This is a genomic window from Streptomyces sp. NPDC055815, from assembly GCF_053616475.1.
The window spans coordinates 39013-57700 of record NZ_JBSHDU010000001.1 but is presented as its reverse complement, the minus strand read 5'-3'; the positions used below and the strand labels follow the sequence as shown (position 1 = coordinate 57700).

Here is an 18688-nt window from a genome sequence, read left to right as displayed (position 1 = left end):
TTTGGGGGTTGGGGGGTGTTGTTTGGGTTTCCCCGGGGCGCGGGGGCGCGCTGTGGGGGGGGGGGGGGGGGGGGGGGGCCGGGCCCCCCCCCCCCCCCCCCCCTGCCGGGTTGATGTGTCAGAGCCTGGCGAGCCGATCCACCAACAGGTCGACCCTCGTCCGGGCGTCCTCGGGCAGGAGGCGGCCCGTTCGGGTCAGGGTGGCCAGGCCGTGCAGGGAGGCCCAGAACACCTCGGTGAACAGCCCCGGGTGGACGCCCTCGCCGGCGACCTCGGCGAGGCTCTCCATCAGCGCGGCGAAGGCGTCCTTCAGTGGTTCGGGGGTGTCCGCCTGCGCGTACGGGAGGCCCCCGTCGAGCTGGAACAGGGCGTCGTAGACGGCCGGGTTGTGCTCGGCGAAGTCGAGGTAGGTGCGGGCCAGGGCGGCGACCCGCTCGCGAGGGCTGTCCGCCCGGGAGGCCGCGGCCCGTACCGCGGCGGCCAGCTCGGCGGCGCCCTCCAGGGCGACGGCGCCGATGATCTCCCGCTTGCCGCGGAAGTGGCTGTAGAGGACGGGCTGGCTGTACTCGATGCGCTCGGCGAGCCGGCGGGTGGTGACGGCGTCCCAGCCCTGCTGCTCGGCCAGTTCGCGGGCCGTCGTCACGATGAGGCGCTCGCGCTCCGCCCGTTCGCGCTCCTTGCGTTCCTTTACCGACATGCATCGATCCTAGCACCGCTAGACAATCGAGCGGCAGCAGTACTAGCGTTGCATCGCCAGCTAGCAACGCTAGTTCCTCGGGAGGGATCGTCATGCTCAACGCACTTGAGATCGTCACCACCGTGATCGTCGGCCTGATGGTGGGGGTGGAGTTCTCCGTCGCCTTCATCATGAACCGGATCCTGGACGCACTCCCCGAGGACGCCGGCCAGCGCGGCCACGCCCACGGCGGCCGGATGCTCGGCGCCCTGATGCCGTTCTGGTACATCGGCTCGCTCGTCCTCAGCGCGGTGTGGGCCGTCGCCGGATGGCGCCACGACGGTGCCGGGCTCGTCGTCACCGCCGCCGGCCTGCTGATCGTCAGCGTTCTCATGTCGGTGCTGCTGCTCGTCCCGATCAACAACCGGAACAAGACCTGGACCCCCGAGAACCGGCCCGCCGACTGGAAGCAGCAGCTGCAGCGCTGGAACCGCTACCACTACTTCCGCGTCGCCGTCATCATCGCCGCCTTCACCCTGCTGGTCACCGCCCTCGCCTGACGCCGAAGCCGCCCGGGCTCACGCAACCGACGAAGACCCTCAGGGAGAAGACCCATGTCACTGAAGAAGATCAACACCGTCCTGGCCGCCACCTTCATCCTCTTCATCCTCTGGTTCGGGTCGGAGTTCATCCTGATCCCGGAGACGACGGCGCCGACCTTCGGCCTGCCGAGCTGGCCGTCCGGTGACGGCGGCGGCTTCCTGGTCATCAAGGGAATCCGCGACGTCGTCCTGGCCCTGGTCCTGGGCGTCCTGCTGGTGACGGGCCACCGCAGGGCGCTGGGCTGGGCGCTGCTGGTGGAGGCCTTCGCCGCGTACGGCGACATGGCCACCGTGCTGGCCCATCACGGTTCCGTGGCCACCGCGCTCGGCGTCCACTGCCTGACCGCGACACTGATGGTGGTCAACGGCCTGCTGATCCTGCACGAGACCCGCAACGTCACGCCCGCCCCGGAAACCGCCGCCCCGCAGCTCGCCTAGCGCAAATCGGACCGTGAGCAATCGGTGGATTACACCCCCGCTCAAGCCCTGCCCCCCCCGGTACACCGTCATACGTGACGCGGCGGGCAACCAACCAACGAAGACCGGGAGTTAATCGAGCCGCACCTGCCGATGGGCGAGTGCGGCCCGTACCCCAAGGCCCTGCGGCAGCAGCCCGAGAGCGTGGTCCAACGGTTCCGGACCGGCGGGCAGTTGTGACCAGCAAGGCCAGGCATGGCGGGTGAAGGGCCAGTGGGGTGGGGGTGGTTCAGGGATTGATGGCGTGTTCGGTGAACTGGCCACAGGAGCGGAACCCCAGGCGGCGGTACACGGGCTCGCCGTCGGCTGAAGCCTGCAAGACCGCGAAGCGATGGTCTCGGTCTCGGGCCGTCCGGAGCGCCGCGAGCGTGATGGCGCCGCCGTAGCCGCGTCGGCGGTGGGCGGCCAGGGTGGAGATGTTGTAGATCCCGGCGACTCCCGCATGGTGAAACACTTCGGCGGAGCAGACCGCACGGCCCTCCACGTAGCCGACGAGATACCGGGCCGGGCACTCAGCGGCCAGTGCCTGCGGGGCGGCCTGGGCGAAGAAGCGGCTGACGGTGTCTGCGGGCGGGTCCCAGTTCGCGGCGAGAACCGTGGCGTAGTCGGCGAGTTGTTCGGGCGTGGCCACTCGCTGGATGTCCAGTCCGTCGGCGGCAGGCAGGGGCAGGGTGTCGTCCAGTTCGGCCCACATCGCCGTCTCACGTTCGGACGCCGGCAGACCGGCCGCCGTCAGGCGATCGGTGAGGTCCACTGGTGTCGAGGCGGGCCCCACCCACCAGGAGAAACGACGGCCGGTGCGAGCCAGCGTCCCAGTCGTCTCGGCGATACGTGCCGCAGCGTCGGTGGCGGTGAAGCGCGCCGCAGCAACGATGTTGAAGGTGTCGTCGTCCAGGCCGCTGTCCGCGACCAGGAGGTCACCAGCATCTGTGACGGTCGCACCGGTCATACTCCGGTGCAGGTGACAGGCATGTTCCGCCAGGTTCCGCTCCATCCTGTCCACCAGGTCGGCTTCATCGAGGAAAAGATCATTCATAGTGATTGATCCCAGCATGACCAGCCGCAGAGCGCATACGACTTCGCGTCCCCCATCGCCGGTGGCGCGCCGGCGACCAGCACAGGTGATGCATGTCCTGAGGGAGCGCTGCGTCGCCGGTCCTTCACAGGGCTCCCGCAGGGACTCTTCGACTTTTCGACGATCAGGTCAGCGGCATCCGAAGAAGCAGTGCCTCGTCGGATACGACCCATGTGCCGGCGAGCTCGACATGAGACCGCGGCTCTTGGCCGGCGGGCTCCGCGACGCCCCGCGCGGAGTCGTAAGGCCTCGGCTCGTCCCCGTACACCCCCCACGGCACCGGGTGCTGGCGTGACATCCCTTGGGGCCGGGGCGGGCTTCTCCTCCCGGGGATCGACCTGGCGGCCGGTCACGGCGTGGTCGCGCTTGTCTGGAGCAGCCCGTCGAAGCCGGTGGTCCTCGACGGGAGGGCCCAGCGGATGAGACCAGGGCGCTACGCCTCAAGCTCCTGCGAGTCGCCCGACTCATCGGGCCCACTCGGCGTGTCTACGGCGTCGATGCCGGCCTCGCTCTCATCGACCGGCGCGAAACGCTCTCCCGGGCGGGCTCCGTCCATGCTGTCCTCCTCCTGTGATCGCGCGTGAGTGCGCTCGTGGGTCGCCGCGGAACCAGGCTGGTCCCCGGCGGGTTCATGAGGGGCGGCGCAGCTGCTCCGCCGACATCCGGAACAGCAGGACGTCCGCGTGGATGCCGCGTTGCTCCAGGTACTGCGTGTCTCGCCCCTGCTGTTCGAAGCCCACGCGCCCAAGGAGCTTCGCGGACGCCGTGTTGCGGGCGTCGCAGGTGGCCATGATTCGCCTCACCCCGGTGGCGAAGAGGCGGTCCGCCACAGCGGCCATCGCCTCGGTCGCGTAGCCCCGGCGCCGCATGTCCGGCGCCAACGTGATGCCCACCCTTGCCCGGCGACGGCCCGTCTCGGTCTCGACATGGAGGTCACCGATCAAGCCGGGCCGCTGGTTCTGCTCGATGGCGTACTGGAAGAAGCCGGGCCCGTCGGGATTCTCCGCGCGGTATCCGGCAACGATCGCCTCTGCCTCCGCTTGATCGATAGGCGAGCGCCAGGTCTGGTAGCGGGCGACACCGGGGTCGGAGCGGTAGCGGGCAAGGGGCGGCGCGTCGGCACGGGTGAATCGCCGTAGCCGAAGCCGACGCGTCACGATGTCGGGCATCCGTATCCCCTCTCCCTGTCTGTTGTCGAAACCGGCGACCGAGGCTGTGGGCTGTCAGAGACAGCCGCTGGGACTGGCACCACAGGCCTTGGGGGTCACCGGGCCGGCCGCTTCCACTGAGGCGGCTGCGTAGGCCGGGGTAACCGCGACGCCAAGGACCAAGGCCGCCGCTACACCAACCACCACGTGAACTGTTCGCCTGAGCACGACGCTCCTCCTAGACCGTGAACGAAAAGGCAACGCCCAGTAGGTCATCCGCCGATGGACGGTCGATCAACAACCGATCAACGGCTCTCCCCATCGCCCCGGTGCGAGCGACCGTCAGGGATGTTCCTCCTTCGGAAGGCGGCCATGGCCCGCGGGGAGCCTTGTCCGCGAAGCCGGCTTCGGCAGTCCCCCGGAACGGGTGGCATGCCGGCGTCCAAGAGTGCGCGGGCTCGGAGCAGCCGCAGACGGCTGGTAGCGGAGGCGGGCGATGGCTGGGGTCAGGGTCGGATTGTCCACGACTGGGGTGGCGAAGAGCGGCAGACCCGTGTGCTGGGTGTGGCGTCGGCGAGTGTCTCCCGTAGGAGGTCTGAGATGGCCTGCTCGTGGGGCGGAGGAGACGCGCCTGGATGCGTCGGCTTACCGGCCGAGTCTGCGTGCGGCGCCCCTGCTGACGCATGGCAGTCGTTCCCGGCAAGAGACTTCCAGCAAGGGCCTCGCTTACGCCGCAAGGGGCGGCGTGTTCCTTCGAGGCGGTGCGGGCGGGGCTGGGGGAGAGGGACTTCGGGTGAGGGATCATCGCTTTCGGAGACGGGTAGCTCCGAAAGGAGGCTCGGTCTACAACCGGGGAAGAACCTCTTCGGACCTTGGGGCGCGACGTTCCTGAAGCCAGTAGAGGTAGGCACGCAGGTCGCGTTCAAGCGCTCCGTCGAGGTAAGTGAGGAGGTCGTGCAATCCTGCGACCATCTCCCGATGGTCCCCCTGCTTGTGCTCAGACCATTCTGCGCTGAGGTCGGTAGCCCACTCGCGCAGTCGACCCCGCTCGCACCACCACGACCGGACGGACTCCGGGGTCCAATGCTGGTCCCCATCCCAGCCGTAGCCGTCGTAGGGGTCGTTGAGAGCAGCGCATAGCACCGCGTGCACCTGTGCCGGAGTCTTCGGCTGCCTGTATACGAACTCCTCGCCTGACTCGTCGTCGTACAGGATGTGTTCAGGGGCGACGATCCGTCCAGTCCAGCAGGTATCGGTCCCGCCACCGTAAAAGGGACCCGGTACGTTCTGCCAGCTGTGTTCCGGCCAGGAGCCCAGCAGGTACTCCTCGGGTCGCGGGAGAACCTGGATCGTGTCAGGCCGGGCGCCCGGCACCGGCGTACCGGCGGAGGACCGCGCGGTCGGGAGAGGATCCCAGTATCCACCGCGGTGGTCCATGCGCACTGCCCTTCATCCGTCCACCGCCCGTGCATGGCAAGGGTGTTCAGGATCTTCGTTGCTGAGTGACGTCGACCAGGAGGGCACGTGGCCGTCGATCTGGTCGCTCTGGTGACCGCACTGTACGTGAGGGTCGACGACGAGATCGGAGCGATGCGACGACTGGGACGACATCGTGTCGATCACCGACTCCACGCCGGTACCTTGCGGCACGTCACGGCCTACCGTCCAGCGGTCCAATGTCGCCGGCTGGGCCGGGTATGGCTACTGCGCGTCCCACTCCTGGTTCTTCTGGGGCTTGCGCCTGTACTTGGTGTGTGCACCCCGACCGCCATACCGATGCTGTGGGCACTGGCCAGCCCCAAGCTCGACGAGCATGAGGTGATGGCTGCGATGTTCTAGGTCAACCCGGCCTGGTCGCCGACCGCGAGGGCATCCTGCTGATCTCGGACAGGGCATTCGCCTCGCGGGCGTTCGAGCGGGAGCTTGCCGGGCTTGGCATCGAGTTGCTGCATTTCGCGGGCGTCGCAGTCCGAGTAGCGCAGCGCGTACTCGCCCTGGCCGCCGTGATCTGGCACAACAACTGGATCGGCGCACCCGTCACGCGTTCGCTGATCTCCTGGCCACTGATCACATCGGAGCTTCTCGTCCAGGGGGCGCTGACGGCGGAGGGTCGCTTGCCGAGGCCGGATTCTCTGATTGACGTACGTCGCCGCTGCCGAGCATGACATGGGCCCGGACCCGCATCGGCTCGTCCTCGTGCCGGGAGAGTACGACCAGTTCGTCGACCCGGGCCGTCATGGGGCCGAGGAGAGCCTCCACCTTGCGAGCGAGGAGGTGCGGGTCCGGGGTACGGCCGAGGGACAGGTGTGGGGTGAAGCCGTGAGAGTGCGATCCGCACAGCGGGAAGCGAAGCTCCAGGGACTCCCGCATCCGGGTCCAGGGCTCGTGGCCGGCGGCGGCCGGGTCGAGCCAGACGGTGGCGTCCTCGCGGTGGCCGAACCAGTGGACGCCCGCCAGGCGGGCGGTGAACGGCGGCGTCTCGGCAAGCGCCGCGGCCACCAGCGGCAGGGCTCGGGCGAACTCGGCCTCGGGGACGAAACCGAAGAGCACGTTGACGTGCGGCGGCCAGCGGCGGATCTGTCGGTCGTGTTCCCGGCGAATGTGCTGGATCGGCGGCCACAGCTGCTCCGGGGGCAGCCAGGCGACGGCGCTGCGGTTCGTCGGCGGGACGGCGAGGATGTCGCCGGGCACCGGGGGCGGCACGTAGCCGACCTGCCCGGCGAGGGTCTCATCGAGCCTGTCGACGCCGGAGGCACGGTCCCAGACGACCTGGCCGTCCGCCTCGAAGAACACCACCCGGTGCCAGGGGATCTCCCCGCCCGGCACGAAGTCGCCGAGCAGGACGCGATTCGGCGCGGCGCCGCGCTCCGCGATCCCCATCACGAACCGCTCGGGGTCGAATCGTGGATCCCAGAGCACACGGTGGTAGATCTCGTCGCTGGTGTGCACGTCAGCACCTGCTCTCGACTCTCAGGGTGCCGCGCGCCCCGTCGGCCCTGCAAGCCGGCGTGGCCCGCCCGCATTGCTTCAGTCTTCTCGCCGCTTCCGGCACTGGCGGGGATGGCCCACGGCGGGAGCCGGGCGATCAGGGCAGAGTGAGTCGGGCGCGGCCAGCGGGTTCCCGCGTACGAGGGGGCCGCACTCACCGTGGACAGTGTCGCTCCGCCGGCTCACGTGTGGCCGCGCCGATCTGAGGGAGCCACCCTCATGCAATAAGCGTCTCTATGACGATAACCCTCTGGGGTGTGCAGGCGGCCACAGACGTCCTGGCTGTACAGCTAAACGTTGCGAGCAGGAACGACCTGGTCGCGTTCCGCGCCCGCAATGGCGCCCACCCCTTCATCGAGGTCGGGGGCGTATCGTCCACTGGGTCGTAACGGAGCCCGGTCGGGAGATTCAGCGCCGTGCCACCGGCAACCTCGACGAGCTCCTGTACGGGTCGCCCTCGATGCCACCTTCTTCAAGGTGCAGCACTGGGAGCTGGGACAGGGCGACCACTTCCGCGCTGGTAGGGACACTCAGATCGGCTGGCTCGCCCAGCGGATCGAACTGCTGCGGCGCCTCGACGCCGTCCCGCCCGAGCGGCATCGGGCGGGACAGACGGCGAAGAGGACCACCAGTCCCGAGGCCCGTGCCGGCCGGCAACAACTGACGCTGGTCCAGCCGCAGTCGGGCGCGTGAACGTTGGTGAGAAGCAGCAGCGTTCACGCACCGGGCTCAGGGACGTACAGGGCGAACGTGGTCGGCCGAGAGATGCAGCTCGTACGGGAGGCAGCAATCGGAGCAGAGAGTGGCGACGAGGGTTCCGCAGGCGCACAGTTGGTTCATTCCGCCATTCGGGGTCGCGCCGCAGCAGGCCGGGGATGCGTGCCGCAGCTCCAGGCCGCGTGCATCGTCCGGGTTGATGACGATGTTGCCTCGTGGCCCCTCCGACACCAGCGGCTTTCCCTCCACGTTCCGGTGCTCCCCAAGGCGCGGCATCACAGGCCCGGGCAGCTCGGCGACGACCAAGGGCGCACCGTACGGCTCCGTCTCGATCGCGTAGCAGCCTGACGGCACAGTGGCCGGCGACGGGCCCGGCTCATCCGCGTCCCACCACGCGTAGTACGGGGCCTCGGGAACAGCGGGCAGCCGTGTGAGCGGCCCCGTCAGCGCGACTCCACAAGTCGCGCAAACGAACACCACCGCTTCGGCCTTCATCACCTCGGAGGCGACGTCCTGATCTTGATTTTGCTGATCGTGCACGCGTCGACAGTACGCGGCAAGCTGCCGGACGGCCTGAATTCCATGGTCGGGCAGCGCATGACACCGTCTTGAGTCGGGCAATCAGGTGCTGCTGAAACTGGGCGAGATCGTCGTCCTCGCCGCAGGGTGTTCTTCTCCCCGAGCAACAGAAGCAGTGCACCCGCCGGATCTCGACGCCAAGCTGGACCCGCTTGAGTTCGCGCTCACCGAGCGGACCGAGCGGACCGAGCGGACCTTCGCCTTCGACGAGTTCGGCCGGCCCGGCACCCGTCCCACCGCCGGGCCTGGGCTGGGCGAAGATCTGCGCGGCCCACCCGGCGAGGTCGAGCTCTGTTTCACGCCGATCAACGCGCTCCGGGCGAACCCGGTAGAGGCGCACTTCGGGCCGCTGCTGCTGCAGCCCACCTCACCTACTCCGTGCACCCCAACCACACACTCCAAGCTCGCGCGCGCTGGTCCACTCCTTGTACGGGCGCAACCAGAACGCGCGCCCTCCAGGCGTCCGGACCGCGCAGCGCAGGGAACGCGCCGGTGGCCGCAGCGAGAAAGTCATCGGCTGGGGCGGCCGCCCTCTCCATCCCGCGGCCTGACCGTCCGCCCGGTGATCGTCGGCGGTTCAGCCGAGCGGCCGCACCCGGAGGACCGAGGCCCGTCAGGGCGTTTCCGGCTTACGGGCCAGCAGGCAGGCGTGCGGTCTGTTCGCCAGTCCGCCGGGCTCCTGCTCCAGCTTCGCGGTGACGACGAGTCCGGCCTGTTCGAGCAGGTCGACCATGCGGTCCAGGGGCAGCAGGTACGACTCGTAGGACACCGGGCGGCCGTAGCCGTGGGTCGGCTGCAAACGCTCATCGCCTACGTAGTCTCCCCAGAGCAGGTAGCCGCCGGGCGCGAGCGCACGGTGGAACTCGGCGAACACCGTCGGCAGCCATTGCGGGGGAGTGTGATGGGTGGAGTACCAGGCCAGGATGCCGCCGAGCTCGTTGTCCCTCATCTCCAGCGCCGTCATCGAGCCCTCGGCGAACCGCAGGTTCGGATAGGCGTTCCGGGCCAGCCCGACCATCGTCGGCGACAGATCGACGCCGAAGGCGGACACCCCCAGCCCGGCCAGATACGCCGTCACACGGCCGGGGCCGCATCCCAGGTCCGCGACCGGCCCCAGACCCGCCGTCCGCACCAGTTCGGCAAACCCCGCCAGCATCGCGCGTGACAACGGGTCCATCTCGGCGGGAGGCGGGACGCGTAGGACGTAGTCGGCGGCCACCGTGTCGTACGAATCGCGGACAGCCGTCAGAAAGGAGGGCTCAGCCATACGGCCGACCCTAGTGCAGGCAACTGACAGACCACGGCACGACCTTCAGCCGACCTGCGCGACACCCACCGCTGCCGACACCCAGCCCTCTCACCTACAGCCCGGTGGCCAGCCAGATGGCCGCGGCTGAGGCGGCGATGAGCCCGGCGTTGAGTGCGATCCGGCGGTCTTCGCCGGTCAGGTGGCCCGTCCAGGAATGCCTGCACGCCGTGCTGTGGAACGGCACGGTCGGCCTGGCCCCCTCGGACACGACCTGCCCGCGGAGCTGGCCGTGGTGCCGCTGATCGACATGCCGCCGAGCCGAGTGGTGGCGGTGTGCAACGAAGGGGACACCAACCCGTTGATCCGGTCCTTCATCGAGATCGCGGCAGCCGCCTACCGCCACTGAAAGCCGACAACCGATGCCGCCGCCGCGCGTGAATGATGCGAGGTCCTGGCGGGATCCGCCGTTGTCAGAGGCTGCTGGCACCACTCCGTTGACAGCCGACCTCCACGACCAGCAGCGCTACTACTGCCCGATGGACGCCGAACGCATGCAGTAACCCCCTGCGCTACGGGCGCGTTCGCAGGTTGCCGATGACGGCCACGCCCAAGCTGTCTGCTTCCCGCGCCATCGGGGGTGGTCCTCTCCCCAGGTCATGCCAGTGGTCGAGCGTTGCCTCGAAGGACGACGTCCAACGCGGCCCGAGAAACCTCTTGTTCGCGTCAGATGCGATTCGCGCCGTTCCTGAGTGAGCTCAGAAAGGTCAATGGGTTGAGCTTGGAGTCTTGCTGTGAGGGGTGCGGCGATCAGGTTCTGCACGAGATGATCATGATGTATTCGCTCAGAGCGTTCGTCCGGTTGGCGAAGCCGTGGTCCGCGTCGGCCTGGAAGAACAGGGAGTCGCACAGGGGAGAGGACCGGGACTCGCCAGAGCACGTACAAGACCCGCGGTCGTGCTGGCGACCCGGCGCAAGCCGCGGGCCGGACCGGCACGGAAGTCGCCGTTCCCGATCACGCCCGGGGCCGGGCCAGTACTGAAGTCGTCCTTTCCGGCCCCGCCGGGGCCGGACCGGTTTCATCTGGCTCCCAACATGATCGGCCGGAGAAGTCCTAGGCCGTGTGTCGAAAGTGGATCTTGGACTGTGAATGATCACGGTTCATGAGTCGGGGAGATCTCACGGACGAGCAGTGGGCGGTGCTGAAGCCGTTGTTGCCGAAGGGCATAAGGGGCGGGGCGGCCGCCCGTCTGGCCTCGGCGGCGGTTGATCGACGGCATACGGTTTCGGGTCCGGACCGGTGTTCCGTGGCGGGACGTCCCCGTCGAGTACGGACCGTGGGGCCGGGTCTACGACCTGTTCCGCCGGTGGCAGCGGAACGGCACCTGGCAGCGGATCCTCACCCGGCTCCAGTCCCTGGCCGACGCGAAGGGTGCGATCGTCTGGGACCTGAGCGTCGACTCCACGGTCTGCCGCGCCCACCAGCATGCGGCCGGAGCCCGAAGGCAGGGTGACCTGCAGAAGGAACCACCGGGCGGCATCTTCACCGAGCCCCGTGATCACGGGCTGGGACGCTCACGCGGCGGATTCAGCACCAAGCTCCACCTGGCCGTCGAACAGGGCCAGAAGCCTATGTCGATCGTGGTGACGGCAGGACAGCGCGGAGACTCGCCGCAGTTCGAACCGGTGCTGGAGAAGGTTCGCGTACCCCGCATCGGGCCGGGCCGACCACGCGTCCGCCCGGACCGCGTGCGGGCTGACAAGGCGTACGCCTCCCGCAAAAACCGCGCCTACCTGCGCCGCCGCGGGATCCGCTGCACCATCCCGGACAAGGCCGACCAGGCACGCAACCGTCAAAGGCTCGGCTCCCGCGGCGGCCGGCCGCCGCACTTCGACCCGGCCGACTACCGCCAGCGCCATGCGGTCGAGTGCGGGATTAACCGCCTCAAACGCCACCGGGCTGTCGCCACGAGGTACGACAAACTCGCCGTCCGCTACGAAGCAACAGTGCTGGTAGCAACGATCAACGAGTGGCTATGACCCTGTCTCGCGCGTCATCACGTACGTGTTTCCGACATCGGGATCGCCGTAGAAGAAGAACAGCTTCAGCTCGTCGTGCTGATCGCGGTCCACGTAGAAGAACCACGCGTATGTCGATGGGGGTTCAGGAGTCGAGGTGACAGTGGCCGTCGCGGGGGAACGGCTCTCCACTCGGGTCCGGGCTGTCAGCGCGAGTTGGACGACCTGTCCGCCGTCGTCGTCAGTCAGTTGCCAGGTACCCGTACCGGAGAGGCGCCAGCCGTCCTCGAAGTCGAAGTCCTGCCCGTCGAGCTTTTCGAGAAGGGCCGTTCCGTCTTTGCGAAGCACCACGCGGGTCCCCTCGACGTTTTCCCAGCCCCCGGCGACTTCGGCTGCCGTGGTGTCGTGGATCCCTGTTCCCTCGTAGTACTGGTAGGGACCGGCGCACGCCGTCAGAACAACCAAAAATGTCATCAAGCCACCAAGGGCCACCCCCCACGCACGCAGCCTGCTTCCGCCTGCCACCACGACCTCCCGCCCTCGGCCCGCATTGGCCAACCGATAGGAGTGGGCCGTGGAGAGATACCTTGTCAGACCTGTTGAACGTGTTCAACTCTGCGACTGGAGAGGTGGCGCGCACCGCCCCCGGCTCGTGCATCCAGCGCTGCCCGCAGTCATCGATGAGCACCACGAACAGCGCTTTCGATACACGGCCTAGTCGCTGGCGGCGCCGGCGCGGTGGGCGGTCGCGATCTTCGCGTACAGCAGGTGGGCGATGGCTTCAGCCGCCAGGAGCAGGACCACGAGCCAGGGTCGGAGCACGTCCGCGCCGAGGACCACGAGGAGGGGGATCACCACCCCCGGCACCGCCCAGACGGCCACCTCGCGAGCGGGCCGGCCGAAGCGGAGGCCGATCAGGCCATGTGCCGCGTGGTAGGCCGCGAGCCCGCCGGCGAGCGCCCACACCGTGCCCCGGGCGAGGTGGTCGTGGGCGGAGTCGTCCACGGCGGTGGCCAGCCCGGCGGCCATGGAGATCACGGCAGCGGTGACGAAGAAGTGCAGGAAGCCGCCGACATCACGGGCGAGGAGGTATGCCGCACGGGCGCTCGCGGTGCCGATGACCCGCTCCGCAGCCGTCGACGCGAAGTCGAAGTACGACCACCACAGCGCGGCCAGGAGGATGAAGCCGATGACCGCGACGACACCGGCCTGGGCGGTCCAGGTGTGGTCGGCGGAGGTGATGAGGCCGAGGACCGATTCGCCCAGCACGATGATCACGAACAGGCCGACTCGTTCGACCAGATGTCCGGTGTGGACCCGCCGTGGGATGCCGCGCCCTCGCGCGGTCAGCAGCAGAGCCATCTCAGCAAGGAGCAGGCCGGCCCAGGCCACGTACCGCCAAGGCGCGGGAACGGCCGCGGAGCCCGCCCAGAGCAGAGCCGACAGCAGGCAGTACGTCAGCGGCCGCCAGCGTGGGATCCTGCCGGGCGCGGGGAACCGGGTGGCGGGCCACCACAGGGCCAGCAGGACCAGACGGGTCCCGGCGTAACCGAGTGCGTAGGCGGGGCCCCGGTCCCCGTCGGCCTCCGGGACCGCCGCGGCCATCAGGGCGAGGCAGAGCATGGCGGCCAGCATGGCGAGGCGGCGTCGGGCGCTGTCGTCCTGGAAGAGGTTGGCGGAGACGGTGAGGTTGGCCCACATCCACCACGGCGGAAAGTACAGCCCGAGGAACACGCCGAACTCGCGCCAGCCGGGGTCGCCGTGGAGGCCGTGCGAGAGCTGGGCGACGAACGCGACGAACACCAGGTCGAAGAAGAGCTCCAGCCAACCGGCGTGCCGGGGCTCGGGCTCGGCCTCCCAGGGGTCCGACGGGGGAGGCGGCGGCGACGGAACCGCAGGGTACGGAGTGCTCATCAGGCCATCCGGGTGAGGATACGACCGGACACGAACTGCCTGCATCAGACCACGAAACGCCCCTCCCACGCCCGCGACCCGCCCCCTGGCCACGAGCGAAGGCCGCCGATACGGTCCATGCGTGTGCACCTACGCCTTCGTCCACCACAAGCCGCACTACGCGTGCGTATCGTGCCGGATCAGCTTCAAGCGGCACCCGCGCGACGCCGGTCACACGTGCCCGCGCTGCAACGGGCCGTTGCTGTGCGCCGGCCACGACTTCGCCGCACCCCGCCGGAGCAACCGAAAGGCATGGTCGGTCGTCGCGGCGGTCCTCAACGCCGGGTTGCGTTACGAAGGCTTCGAGACCTGTGGTTGTCGGCGAGAGCCCAAGTTCCGCCCACGTACCCGTGCGCAGTTGCGTGCCCGCCGCACCATCGCCGCTCGTACCGGCACTCCGCTCGCGGAGGTGCTCGGTCGGGCTGATCCGCTGGACCTGACGGGTCGCGCCTGAAGGCGCTGGCGGATCGAACCGTCCGGGTACGGATCCCGGAGCCCTACGAGGGCGGTTGGAGCACGCTTCGGGGGCCCGCACAGCTGGCGCCTTCCCGCTCCACTCGTCCACGCAGCTCCCGGTCCGCCGTGACGACGAGGCACGGCCGACCGTTCGCGCCGCGGGCGAGCTCGGCGATCAGGTCGTCGCCGCTGCCGGAAGCCTCCTCGACTCGCACACCGGGTACCGAGGCGACGCCTCGGGCGCCGCCCTCGACGACCAGGACGATCTCGTACGGGCCGGGAAACGGCCCGTCGGCAGGCCCGCCGGTCGCAGCGAGCCGGTCACGCAGCCGCTCGGCGGCTCCTCGTCGGTCACGCCACCAACCGTCCGGGACGGATCCCACGACGTTGGCCCCGTCGACCACGAGCAGGGGACGAAGAGGCAGATCTTCTGGATTCACCGCTCCAGCATGTCAAAGAGAGAGGGTGTGTACGGGGGGCAGCCAGGTGACGATCAAGGCAGCGAGCGCCGAGGCACGGCAGAAAATAGGGAGGCCGCGTGGCGACGTGTGGGGGGAGAGGACAAGTGGGACGGGGGCACCACTTGTGCCGCACCCTCGCCTGCGACACGGCGTGCAGGGGTCGCCGCAGGCTCATCCGCACATTCCAGATCCTGAGGCGGAGCGCCCCTGTGGCCACGCGAACGAGGATCCGACGCACGAGCGCCCGAGTGCTGGCGGTGTCTGCAGCTGGCCAGGCGACCCGCACACGACGTGAGCACGCGGCGATAGGGGACTGCTTTGGGGCGGTTTCCCGTGCTGGGTCACAGCCAGCTCGAGCGCCAGCAGCGGACGGTGCTGTGAGGACCTGTCCATGCGATCATCCGATATGGCGCCTCGGTGATATTTTGACCGGAATCGTGGGAGGGGCGGGCGGATCCGTGGACAGTGACCTGCGGCGTGCGGTCGTCGTGACGCTTGGCGAACTCGGGCGAAGCGATGACTGGCGCGACCGGGCGGATGCCGGTCACAGCCTGGCAGGGTTCGCCGAGATGCCGGAGGCCGTAGAGCCGCTGCTGGGGCTTGTGCTCGATTCTGGTGACACCTTCGTCACCCGGCGGACTGCGGAGGGCTTGCTTCGGCGAAAGGACAAGGCCGGACTGGCGATCGTCGCGTCCGCACTGGCAGTCGCCAAGGACAACCATGCCGACTGGATCCATACCGCAATCGTCGACGTTTTCAGCGTCTTCTCGGACGACCTGGACGAGGCGCTACGGCTCTGCGAGGAGCTGTCGGCCGACGCCGACGATCGTGTTGCCCGGGGGGCCCGTCGGCTGCATGGCAGCCTGGCGAAGATCGATCCCGTTCTCCGCCCCGCATAGCGGGGGCGGTCGCTGTTGTGAGGGTGCGGATCGTCGACGACAGAGGCAACGAGGGTTTCCACCCACACCGGCTCAGCCCGCAACGCCCCACTCATACAGGCAGAAGGCCCAGTACTGAGCCTTCCGCGACACCCTCTAGATCCGCGAGTTGCGCAGCGACTGCCACACAGCGCCGGCCAGCGCCCGCGTTGCACGGGGGACGGACAGGCCCTCGTGCTCGCGGTACAGCTCCCAGTTGTAGGGGATCAGCGACATCTTGTTGGAAGAAAGTGATCCCGCCTGGTGTGCCCTGTACACGGCGAGCGGCTCGGCGAGGCCCCGGGCGTCAGCACCGTCCCGCATGATCGACAGCCATAGGGCGTAGTCCTGCCGCTTTCGCATCTCCGGCATCAGCCGCGTGCCGAGGACTCTCCGGTCGTACATGGCGGTCAGAGCGCCGATGTAGTCCCGCACCAGCATCGCCCGGTAGTCCACGTGCTCCCGCGCGCGGATCACCCGTCCGTTGGGGACGAAGTCGGTGCTCTCGCCGTCGTAGTCGGCGTCCATCTTGTAATAGGAGGTGAAGGTCAAGGGCGCATCAGCCTCAGCGGCGAACTCGAGCTGCCGCGCGGTCTTCTCCGGAAGCCACAGGTCGTCGCTGTCGAGAAAGGCGACGTAATCCCCCCGGGCCCGCTCGATCGCGAGGTTGCGGGCGCGCCCGGCACCACCCTGTTCCGGTGCTGATACCGGCTTGACGCGCTCGTCCTGACGGGCGAACTCCGTCAGCAGGTCCATGGAGCCGTCGGAAGACCTGTCGTCGGTCACCAGCAGCTCCAGGTCGGTGTGGGTCTGCGACAGTACCGACCGAACCGCTGCGCCGAGCGTCGCCTCCGAGTTGTACACAGGCATGACGACGGACACCAGGGGCACAGCGCTTCTCCTCGCTCGGTCAAAGACGACGTTCCATTCAAGCACTGGAATCGTAGTGGGAGCTGCCACGCATGTTGTTGTCACAGGTCAGGGCTGTGCGGGGCTGACATCCGCGCGGCTCCGGGTGGTGCTGGACTCTGGGGCCTGCTCCGTCACCGCCGACGCGGCAGCTCTGGCCGGGTTCGGCATCGCGGTGATCACCGTGGGCGGATCATCCACCGTCTCGGGCCGATCCTCGAGCTCCAGGCCACCAAGAGGTTCGCCGTGCTGATCGTCGGCGGCACCGTGGTCGCCGCATGCGTGGTCACTGCTCTGCTGTGGTGACGGGCGTGGGCGTGTTGGGCGTGTCGGTGGGACCGTGAGGCTTCCGTCCAAAGGATGGTGGCGGCCGCGCCATCGGCGTTGACCGAACGACGACCGCCATAGCGAAATGGACAGGGTGTGACCAGAAGACACAGGCGTCACCGGGGTTTCGGCGCTGCGGGACTGGCGGTGGCCCTCATCTGGGGATGTGCCACCGCTGGGAATGCGCGGCCCGCCGACGCGACACCCGGCGGCTTCGAGCGGGCGGCCGAGCAAGCGGCAGCGGAATTCGGTGTGCCGAAGGAAGTGCTTCTCGGAGTCAGCTACGAGTCCTCGTGGTGGGAGGCCAACGACGGCCGCCCCAGCACCAAGGGTGGCTACGGTCCGATGCACCTGACGGACACGACGTCCGGGGGAACGTACGCGCATCGCCCCGGCGAAGGGCCGGTGGACGCCACGGGCACCGACGACCCGTCCGAGCACACATTGCAGGCTGCCGCCGCGATGATCGGCGTCGCGCCCCAGGCTCTCCAGCGGGACGAACTGCAGAACCTTCGCGGCGGCGCCGCACTGCTCGCCTCGTACCAACGGCGGATCAGCCGGGAGATGCCGCTCGACCCGGGAAGCTGGTACGGGGCAGTGGCGCACTACAGCCAGGCCCCCGACACCGCCGCGGCCGGACGGTTCGCCGACGGGGTGTTCGAAGCGATCCGCAGCGGCAGGCAGAAGGTGCGCAAGGACGGCCAGAGGGTGTCGTTGCCGAAGACGCCGTCGGTGCGTCCGGCGAGGTCACAGCTCGCGTCGCTGGGCCTGCGGACGCAGGCCGCGGCGGCAGTGCCGGAGTGCCCCAGCGAGCTGGACTGCCGGTTCGTTCCCGCTGCCTCTTCGAACTACCAGGTGTCCGCGCGGAACTCGAACGGCATGGACGTCGACTTCATCGTCATCCATGACCTCGAAGGGTCCTATGACGGGGGAGTCAGCTGGTTCCAGGACCCCGCCAGCGGGGTCTCCGCGCACTACGTGATGAAGGCCGACGGCAGCGAGGCGACGCAGATGGTCGCCACCAAGGACATCGCATTCCACGCCGGCAACTACTGGGTCAACCTGCACGGCATCGGTATCGAACTGGAGGGATACGCCGCCCAGGGACCCACCTGGTTCACTCCCGCCCAGTACAAGGCGACTGCCGCGCTCGTGGCCTACCTGGCACGGCGCTTCGACGTCCCACTGGACCGGAAGCACATCATCGGGCACGACAACGTCCTCCCACCGAGGCCGTCCCGCGCGCCGGACGCACACTGGGACCCGGGCCCCTACTGGGACTGGGAGAAGTTCATGGCTCTCCTGGACGCCGATCACCGCCTGGCGCTCGAGGCCGGGGGAGGGCAGGCGAGCGGAAGAATCGCCATCGGACAGGCGGTCACGATCGCCCCGACGTACGGCAAGAACGCGCAGAAGGTGACGGTGTGCGCCTCGACGTGCCGGACCCAGACACAGCCTTCGAACCTCCTCTACGTCCGCACGGAGCCCCGCGGCGACGCCCCGCTCGTCTCCGACCTCGCCCTGCGTCCGGACGGGTCGGCGGGAACCGACCACATCGACGACTGGGGATCCACCGTGGTGTGGGGGCAGGAATTCGTGGTCGCCGATGTACGAGGCGACTGGACCGCCATCTGGTTCGGTGGGCGGAAGGGATGGATCCACAACCCGGCCGGCGTGAACACGCGCCTCGCCCCGAACGCGCGGATCGTTCGTCCCGCGAGCGGGGTGAAGTCGGTCTCCCTCTACACCACGGCCTACCCTCGCGCCGACGAGTACCCCCAGGGACTGCCCGCATCGGCACAGACGAAGTTCGGCGTGTACTCCTTCCCCCAAGGGCAGGCGTACGTGGCCGCTCGCACCCCGGTGGGAGCCGACGACTTCTTCCCCGCCACACCCACGCGCCGCGAGGTTGTGGTCACCGGTGACCAGAAGTACGAAGTGATCCAGTACAACCGGCGCCTGGCTACGGTGAGCACCGCGGAGACAGGGCGCTGACACCGGAGAAGACCCGCGGTTCGCAGTGGAGATGGCGCCCGGCGCCTCGGTGCCTGGGCGCCTGGCCGGCTCACCGGGCTGGGTCGGTCGGGGGTTCCCACAAGGGCGACAGTTCACGACACGCTGATTTGGGGCACGTCAAA

17 protein-coding genes and 2 pseudogenes are annotated in these 18688 nt (G+C 68.8%); 9 read left to right on the top strand and 10 right to left on the bottom strand.

Annotation, left to right across the window (positions count from 1 at the left end; genetic code table 11):
* Positions 1-118: 118 nt before the first annotated feature.
* Entirely contained in the window at positions 119-697 is a 579-nt protein-coding gene (locus ACWGN5_RS00340) for a TetR/AcrR family transcriptional regulator (RefSeq protein ID WP_453510187.1), read from the bottom strand.
* A 92-nt stretch (positions 698-789) separates the two neighbouring features.
* On the opposite strand from ACWGN5_RS00340, the gene ACWGN5_RS00335 reads away from it, so the two are divergent.
* Both ACWGN5_RS00335 and ACWGN5_RS00330 read left to right on the top strand, forming a co-directional pair.
* On the top strand, positions 790-1236 hold the full coding sequence (locus tag ACWGN5_RS00335; protein ID WP_453510186.1) for an anthrone oxygenase family protein: 447 nt from the start codon (positions 790-792) through the stop codon (positions 1234-1236).
* Positions 1237-1290: 54 nt separating this feature from the next.
* Positions 1291-1716, top strand: a complete 426-nt coding sequence (locus tag ACWGN5_RS00330; RefSeq protein WP_453510185.1) for a DUF4267 domain-containing protein — start codon at positions 1291-1293, stop codon at positions 1714-1716.
* A gap of 268 nt (positions 1717-1984) precedes the next feature.
* Here ACWGN5_RS00330 and ACWGN5_RS00325 read toward each other — a convergent pair whose 3' ends face one another.
* Both ACWGN5_RS00325 and ACWGN5_RS00320 read right to left on the bottom strand, forming a co-directional pair.
* Complete coding sequence (locus ACWGN5_RS00325; protein ID WP_453510616.1) at positions 1985-2749, bottom strand: GNAT family N-acetyltransferase; 765 nt, start codon at positions 2747-2749, stop codon at positions 1985-1987.
* 710 nt (positions 2750-3459) lie between these two features.
* Positions 3460-3999, bottom strand: coding sequence for a GNAT family N-acetyltransferase (locus ACWGN5_RS00320; RefSeq protein ID WP_453510184.1), 540 nt, complete (start codon positions 3997-3999; stop codon positions 3460-3462).
* 1573 nt (positions 4000-5572) lie between these two features.
* Between ACWGN5_RS00320 and ACWGN5_RS00315 the strand changes: the two are divergent.
* Positions 5573-6143: pseudogene (locus tag ACWGN5_RS00315) on the top strand (hypothetical protein); the annotation flags it as partial.
* Here the strand turns inward: ACWGN5_RS00315 and ACWGN5_RS00310 are convergent.
* Entirely contained in the window at positions 6046-6927 is an 882-nt protein-coding gene (locus ACWGN5_RS00310; protein ID WP_453510183.1) for an RNA repair domain-containing protein, read from the bottom strand. The pseudogene ACWGN5_RS00315 and the gene ACWGN5_RS00310 overlap by 98 nt on opposite strands.
* 516 nt (positions 6928-7443) lie before the next feature.
* Here ACWGN5_RS00310 and ACWGN5_RS00305 point away from each other — a divergent pair.
* Entirely contained in the window at positions 7444-7659 is a 216-nt protein-coding gene (locus ACWGN5_RS00305) for a hypothetical protein (protein ID WP_453510182.1), read from the top strand.
* Positions 7660-7695: 36 nt separating this feature from the next.
* On the opposite strand, the gene ACWGN5_RS00300 is transcribed toward ACWGN5_RS00305, so the two are convergent.
* Positions 7696-8223: a hypothetical protein gene (locus tag ACWGN5_RS00300; protein ID WP_453510181.1), complete on the bottom strand. Its 528-nt coding sequence runs from the start codon at positions 8221-8223 to the stop codon at positions 7696-7698.
* A 652-nt stretch (positions 8224-8875) separates the two neighbouring features.
* The gene (locus ACWGN5_RS00295; RefSeq protein WP_453510180.1) at positions 8876-9529 is read right to left on the bottom strand and encodes a class I SAM-dependent methyltransferase; all 654 of its coding nucleotides are present in this window, start codon (positions 9527-9529) and stop codon (positions 8876-8878) included.
* A 173-nt stretch (positions 9530-9702) separates the two neighbouring features.
* On the opposite strand from ACWGN5_RS00295, the pseudogene ACWGN5_RS00290 reads away from it, so the two are divergent.
* Together ACWGN5_RS00290 and ACWGN5_RS00285 are read left to right on the top strand one after the other, a co-directional pair.
* Positions 9703-9917 (top strand): annotated as a pseudogene (locus ACWGN5_RS00290) (LysR family transcriptional regulator); the annotation flags it as partial.
* 754 nt (positions 9918-10671) lie between these two features.
* A protein-coding gene (locus ACWGN5_RS00285; protein ID WP_453510179.1) for an IS5 family transposase occupies positions 10672-11548 on the top strand; the annotation gives its coding sequence in 2 pieces (ribosomal slippage) (positions 10672-10737 and positions 10739-11548; 876 coding nt in all).
* On the opposite strand, the gene ACWGN5_RS00280 is transcribed toward ACWGN5_RS00285, so the two are convergent.
* Entirely contained in the window at positions 11543-12001 is a 459-nt protein-coding gene (locus ACWGN5_RS00280; RefSeq protein ID WP_453510615.1) for a hypothetical protein, read from the bottom strand. The genes ACWGN5_RS00285 and ACWGN5_RS00280 overlap by 6 nt on opposite strands.
* Positions 12002-12241: 240 nt before the next feature.
* Positions 12242-13441 carry a low temperature requirement protein A gene (locus ACWGN5_RS00275; protein WP_453510178.1) on the bottom strand — a complete coding sequence of 400 codons (1200 nt, stop codon included), beginning with the start codon at positions 13439-13441 and terminating at the stop codon, positions 12242-12244.
* A gap of 121 nt (positions 13442-13562) precedes the next feature.
* Between ACWGN5_RS00275 and ACWGN5_RS00270 the strand changes: the two genes are divergently transcribed.
* Positions 13563-13934, top strand: a complete 372-nt coding sequence (locus ACWGN5_RS00270) for a hypothetical protein (protein ID WP_453510177.1) — start codon at positions 13563-13565, stop codon at positions 13932-13934.
* Between the two features lie 43 nt (positions 13935-13977).
* On the opposite strand, the gene ACWGN5_RS00265 is transcribed toward ACWGN5_RS00270, so the two are convergent.
* Positions 13978-14376 carry an NTP pyrophosphohydrolase gene (locus ACWGN5_RS00265; protein ID WP_453510176.1) on the bottom strand — a complete coding sequence of 133 codons (399 nt, stop codon included), beginning with the start codon at positions 14374-14376 and terminating at the stop codon, positions 13978-13980.
* Between the two features lie 479 nt (positions 14377-14855).
* Here ACWGN5_RS00265 and ACWGN5_RS00260 point away from each other — a divergent pair, with 479 nt between their 5' ends.
* Positions 14856-15296, top strand: a complete 441-nt coding sequence (locus ACWGN5_RS00260; RefSeq protein ID WP_453510175.1) for a hypothetical protein — start codon at positions 14856-14858, stop codon at positions 15294-15296.
* A gap of 135 nt (positions 15297-15431) precedes the next feature.
* Here the strand turns inward: ACWGN5_RS00260 and ACWGN5_RS00255 are convergent, their stop codons facing one another.
* On the bottom strand, positions 15432-16205 hold the full coding sequence (locus tag ACWGN5_RS00255) for a glycosyltransferase family 2 protein (RefSeq protein ID WP_453510174.1): 774 nt from the start codon (positions 16203-16205) through the stop codon (positions 15432-15434).
* A 597-nt stretch (positions 16206-16802) separates the two neighbouring features.
* On the opposite strand from ACWGN5_RS00255, the gene ACWGN5_RS00250 reads away from it, so the two are divergent.
* Positions 16803-18545: an N-acetylmuramoyl-L-alanine amidase gene (locus tag ACWGN5_RS00250; RefSeq protein WP_453510173.1), complete on the top strand. Its 1743-nt coding sequence runs from the start codon at positions 16803-16805 to the stop codon at positions 18543-18545.
* The last annotated feature ends 143 nt before the right edge of the window (positions 18546-18688 follow it).

Bases quoted from the DNA above. Each gene is read 5' to 3' on its own strand.
- ACWGN5_RS00340 (WP_453510187.1), bottom strand. From the start codon at position 697: ATGTCGGTAAAGGAACGCAAGGAGCGCGAACGGGCGGAGCGCGAGCGC.
- ACWGN5_RS00335 (WP_453510186.1), top strand. From the start codon at position 790: ATGCTCAACGCACTTGAGATCGTCACCACCGTGATCGTCGGCCTGATG.
- ACWGN5_RS00330 (WP_453510185.1), top strand. From the start codon at position 1,291: ATGTCACTGAAGAAGATCAACACCGTCCTGGCCGCCACCTTCATCCTC.
- ACWGN5_RS00325 (WP_453510616.1), bottom strand. From the start codon at position 2,749: ATGGAGCGGAACCTGGCGGAACATGCCTGTCACCTGCACCGGAGTATG.
- ACWGN5_RS00320 (WP_453510184.1), bottom strand. From the start codon at position 3,999: ATGCCCGACATCGTGACGCGTCGGCTTCGGCTACGGCGATTCACCCGT.
- ACWGN5_RS00295 (WP_453510180.1), bottom strand. From the start codon at position 9,529: ATGGCTGAGCCCTCCTTTCTGACGGCTGTCCGCGATTCGTACGACACG.
- ACWGN5_RS00280 (WP_453510615.1), bottom strand. From the start codon at position 12,001: ATGACATTTTTGGTTGTTCTGACGGCGTGCGCCGGTCCCTACCAGTAC.
- ACWGN5_RS00275 (WP_453510178.1), bottom strand. From the start codon at position 13,441: ATGAGCACTCCGTACCCTGCGGTTCCGTCGCCGCCGCCTCCCCCGTCG.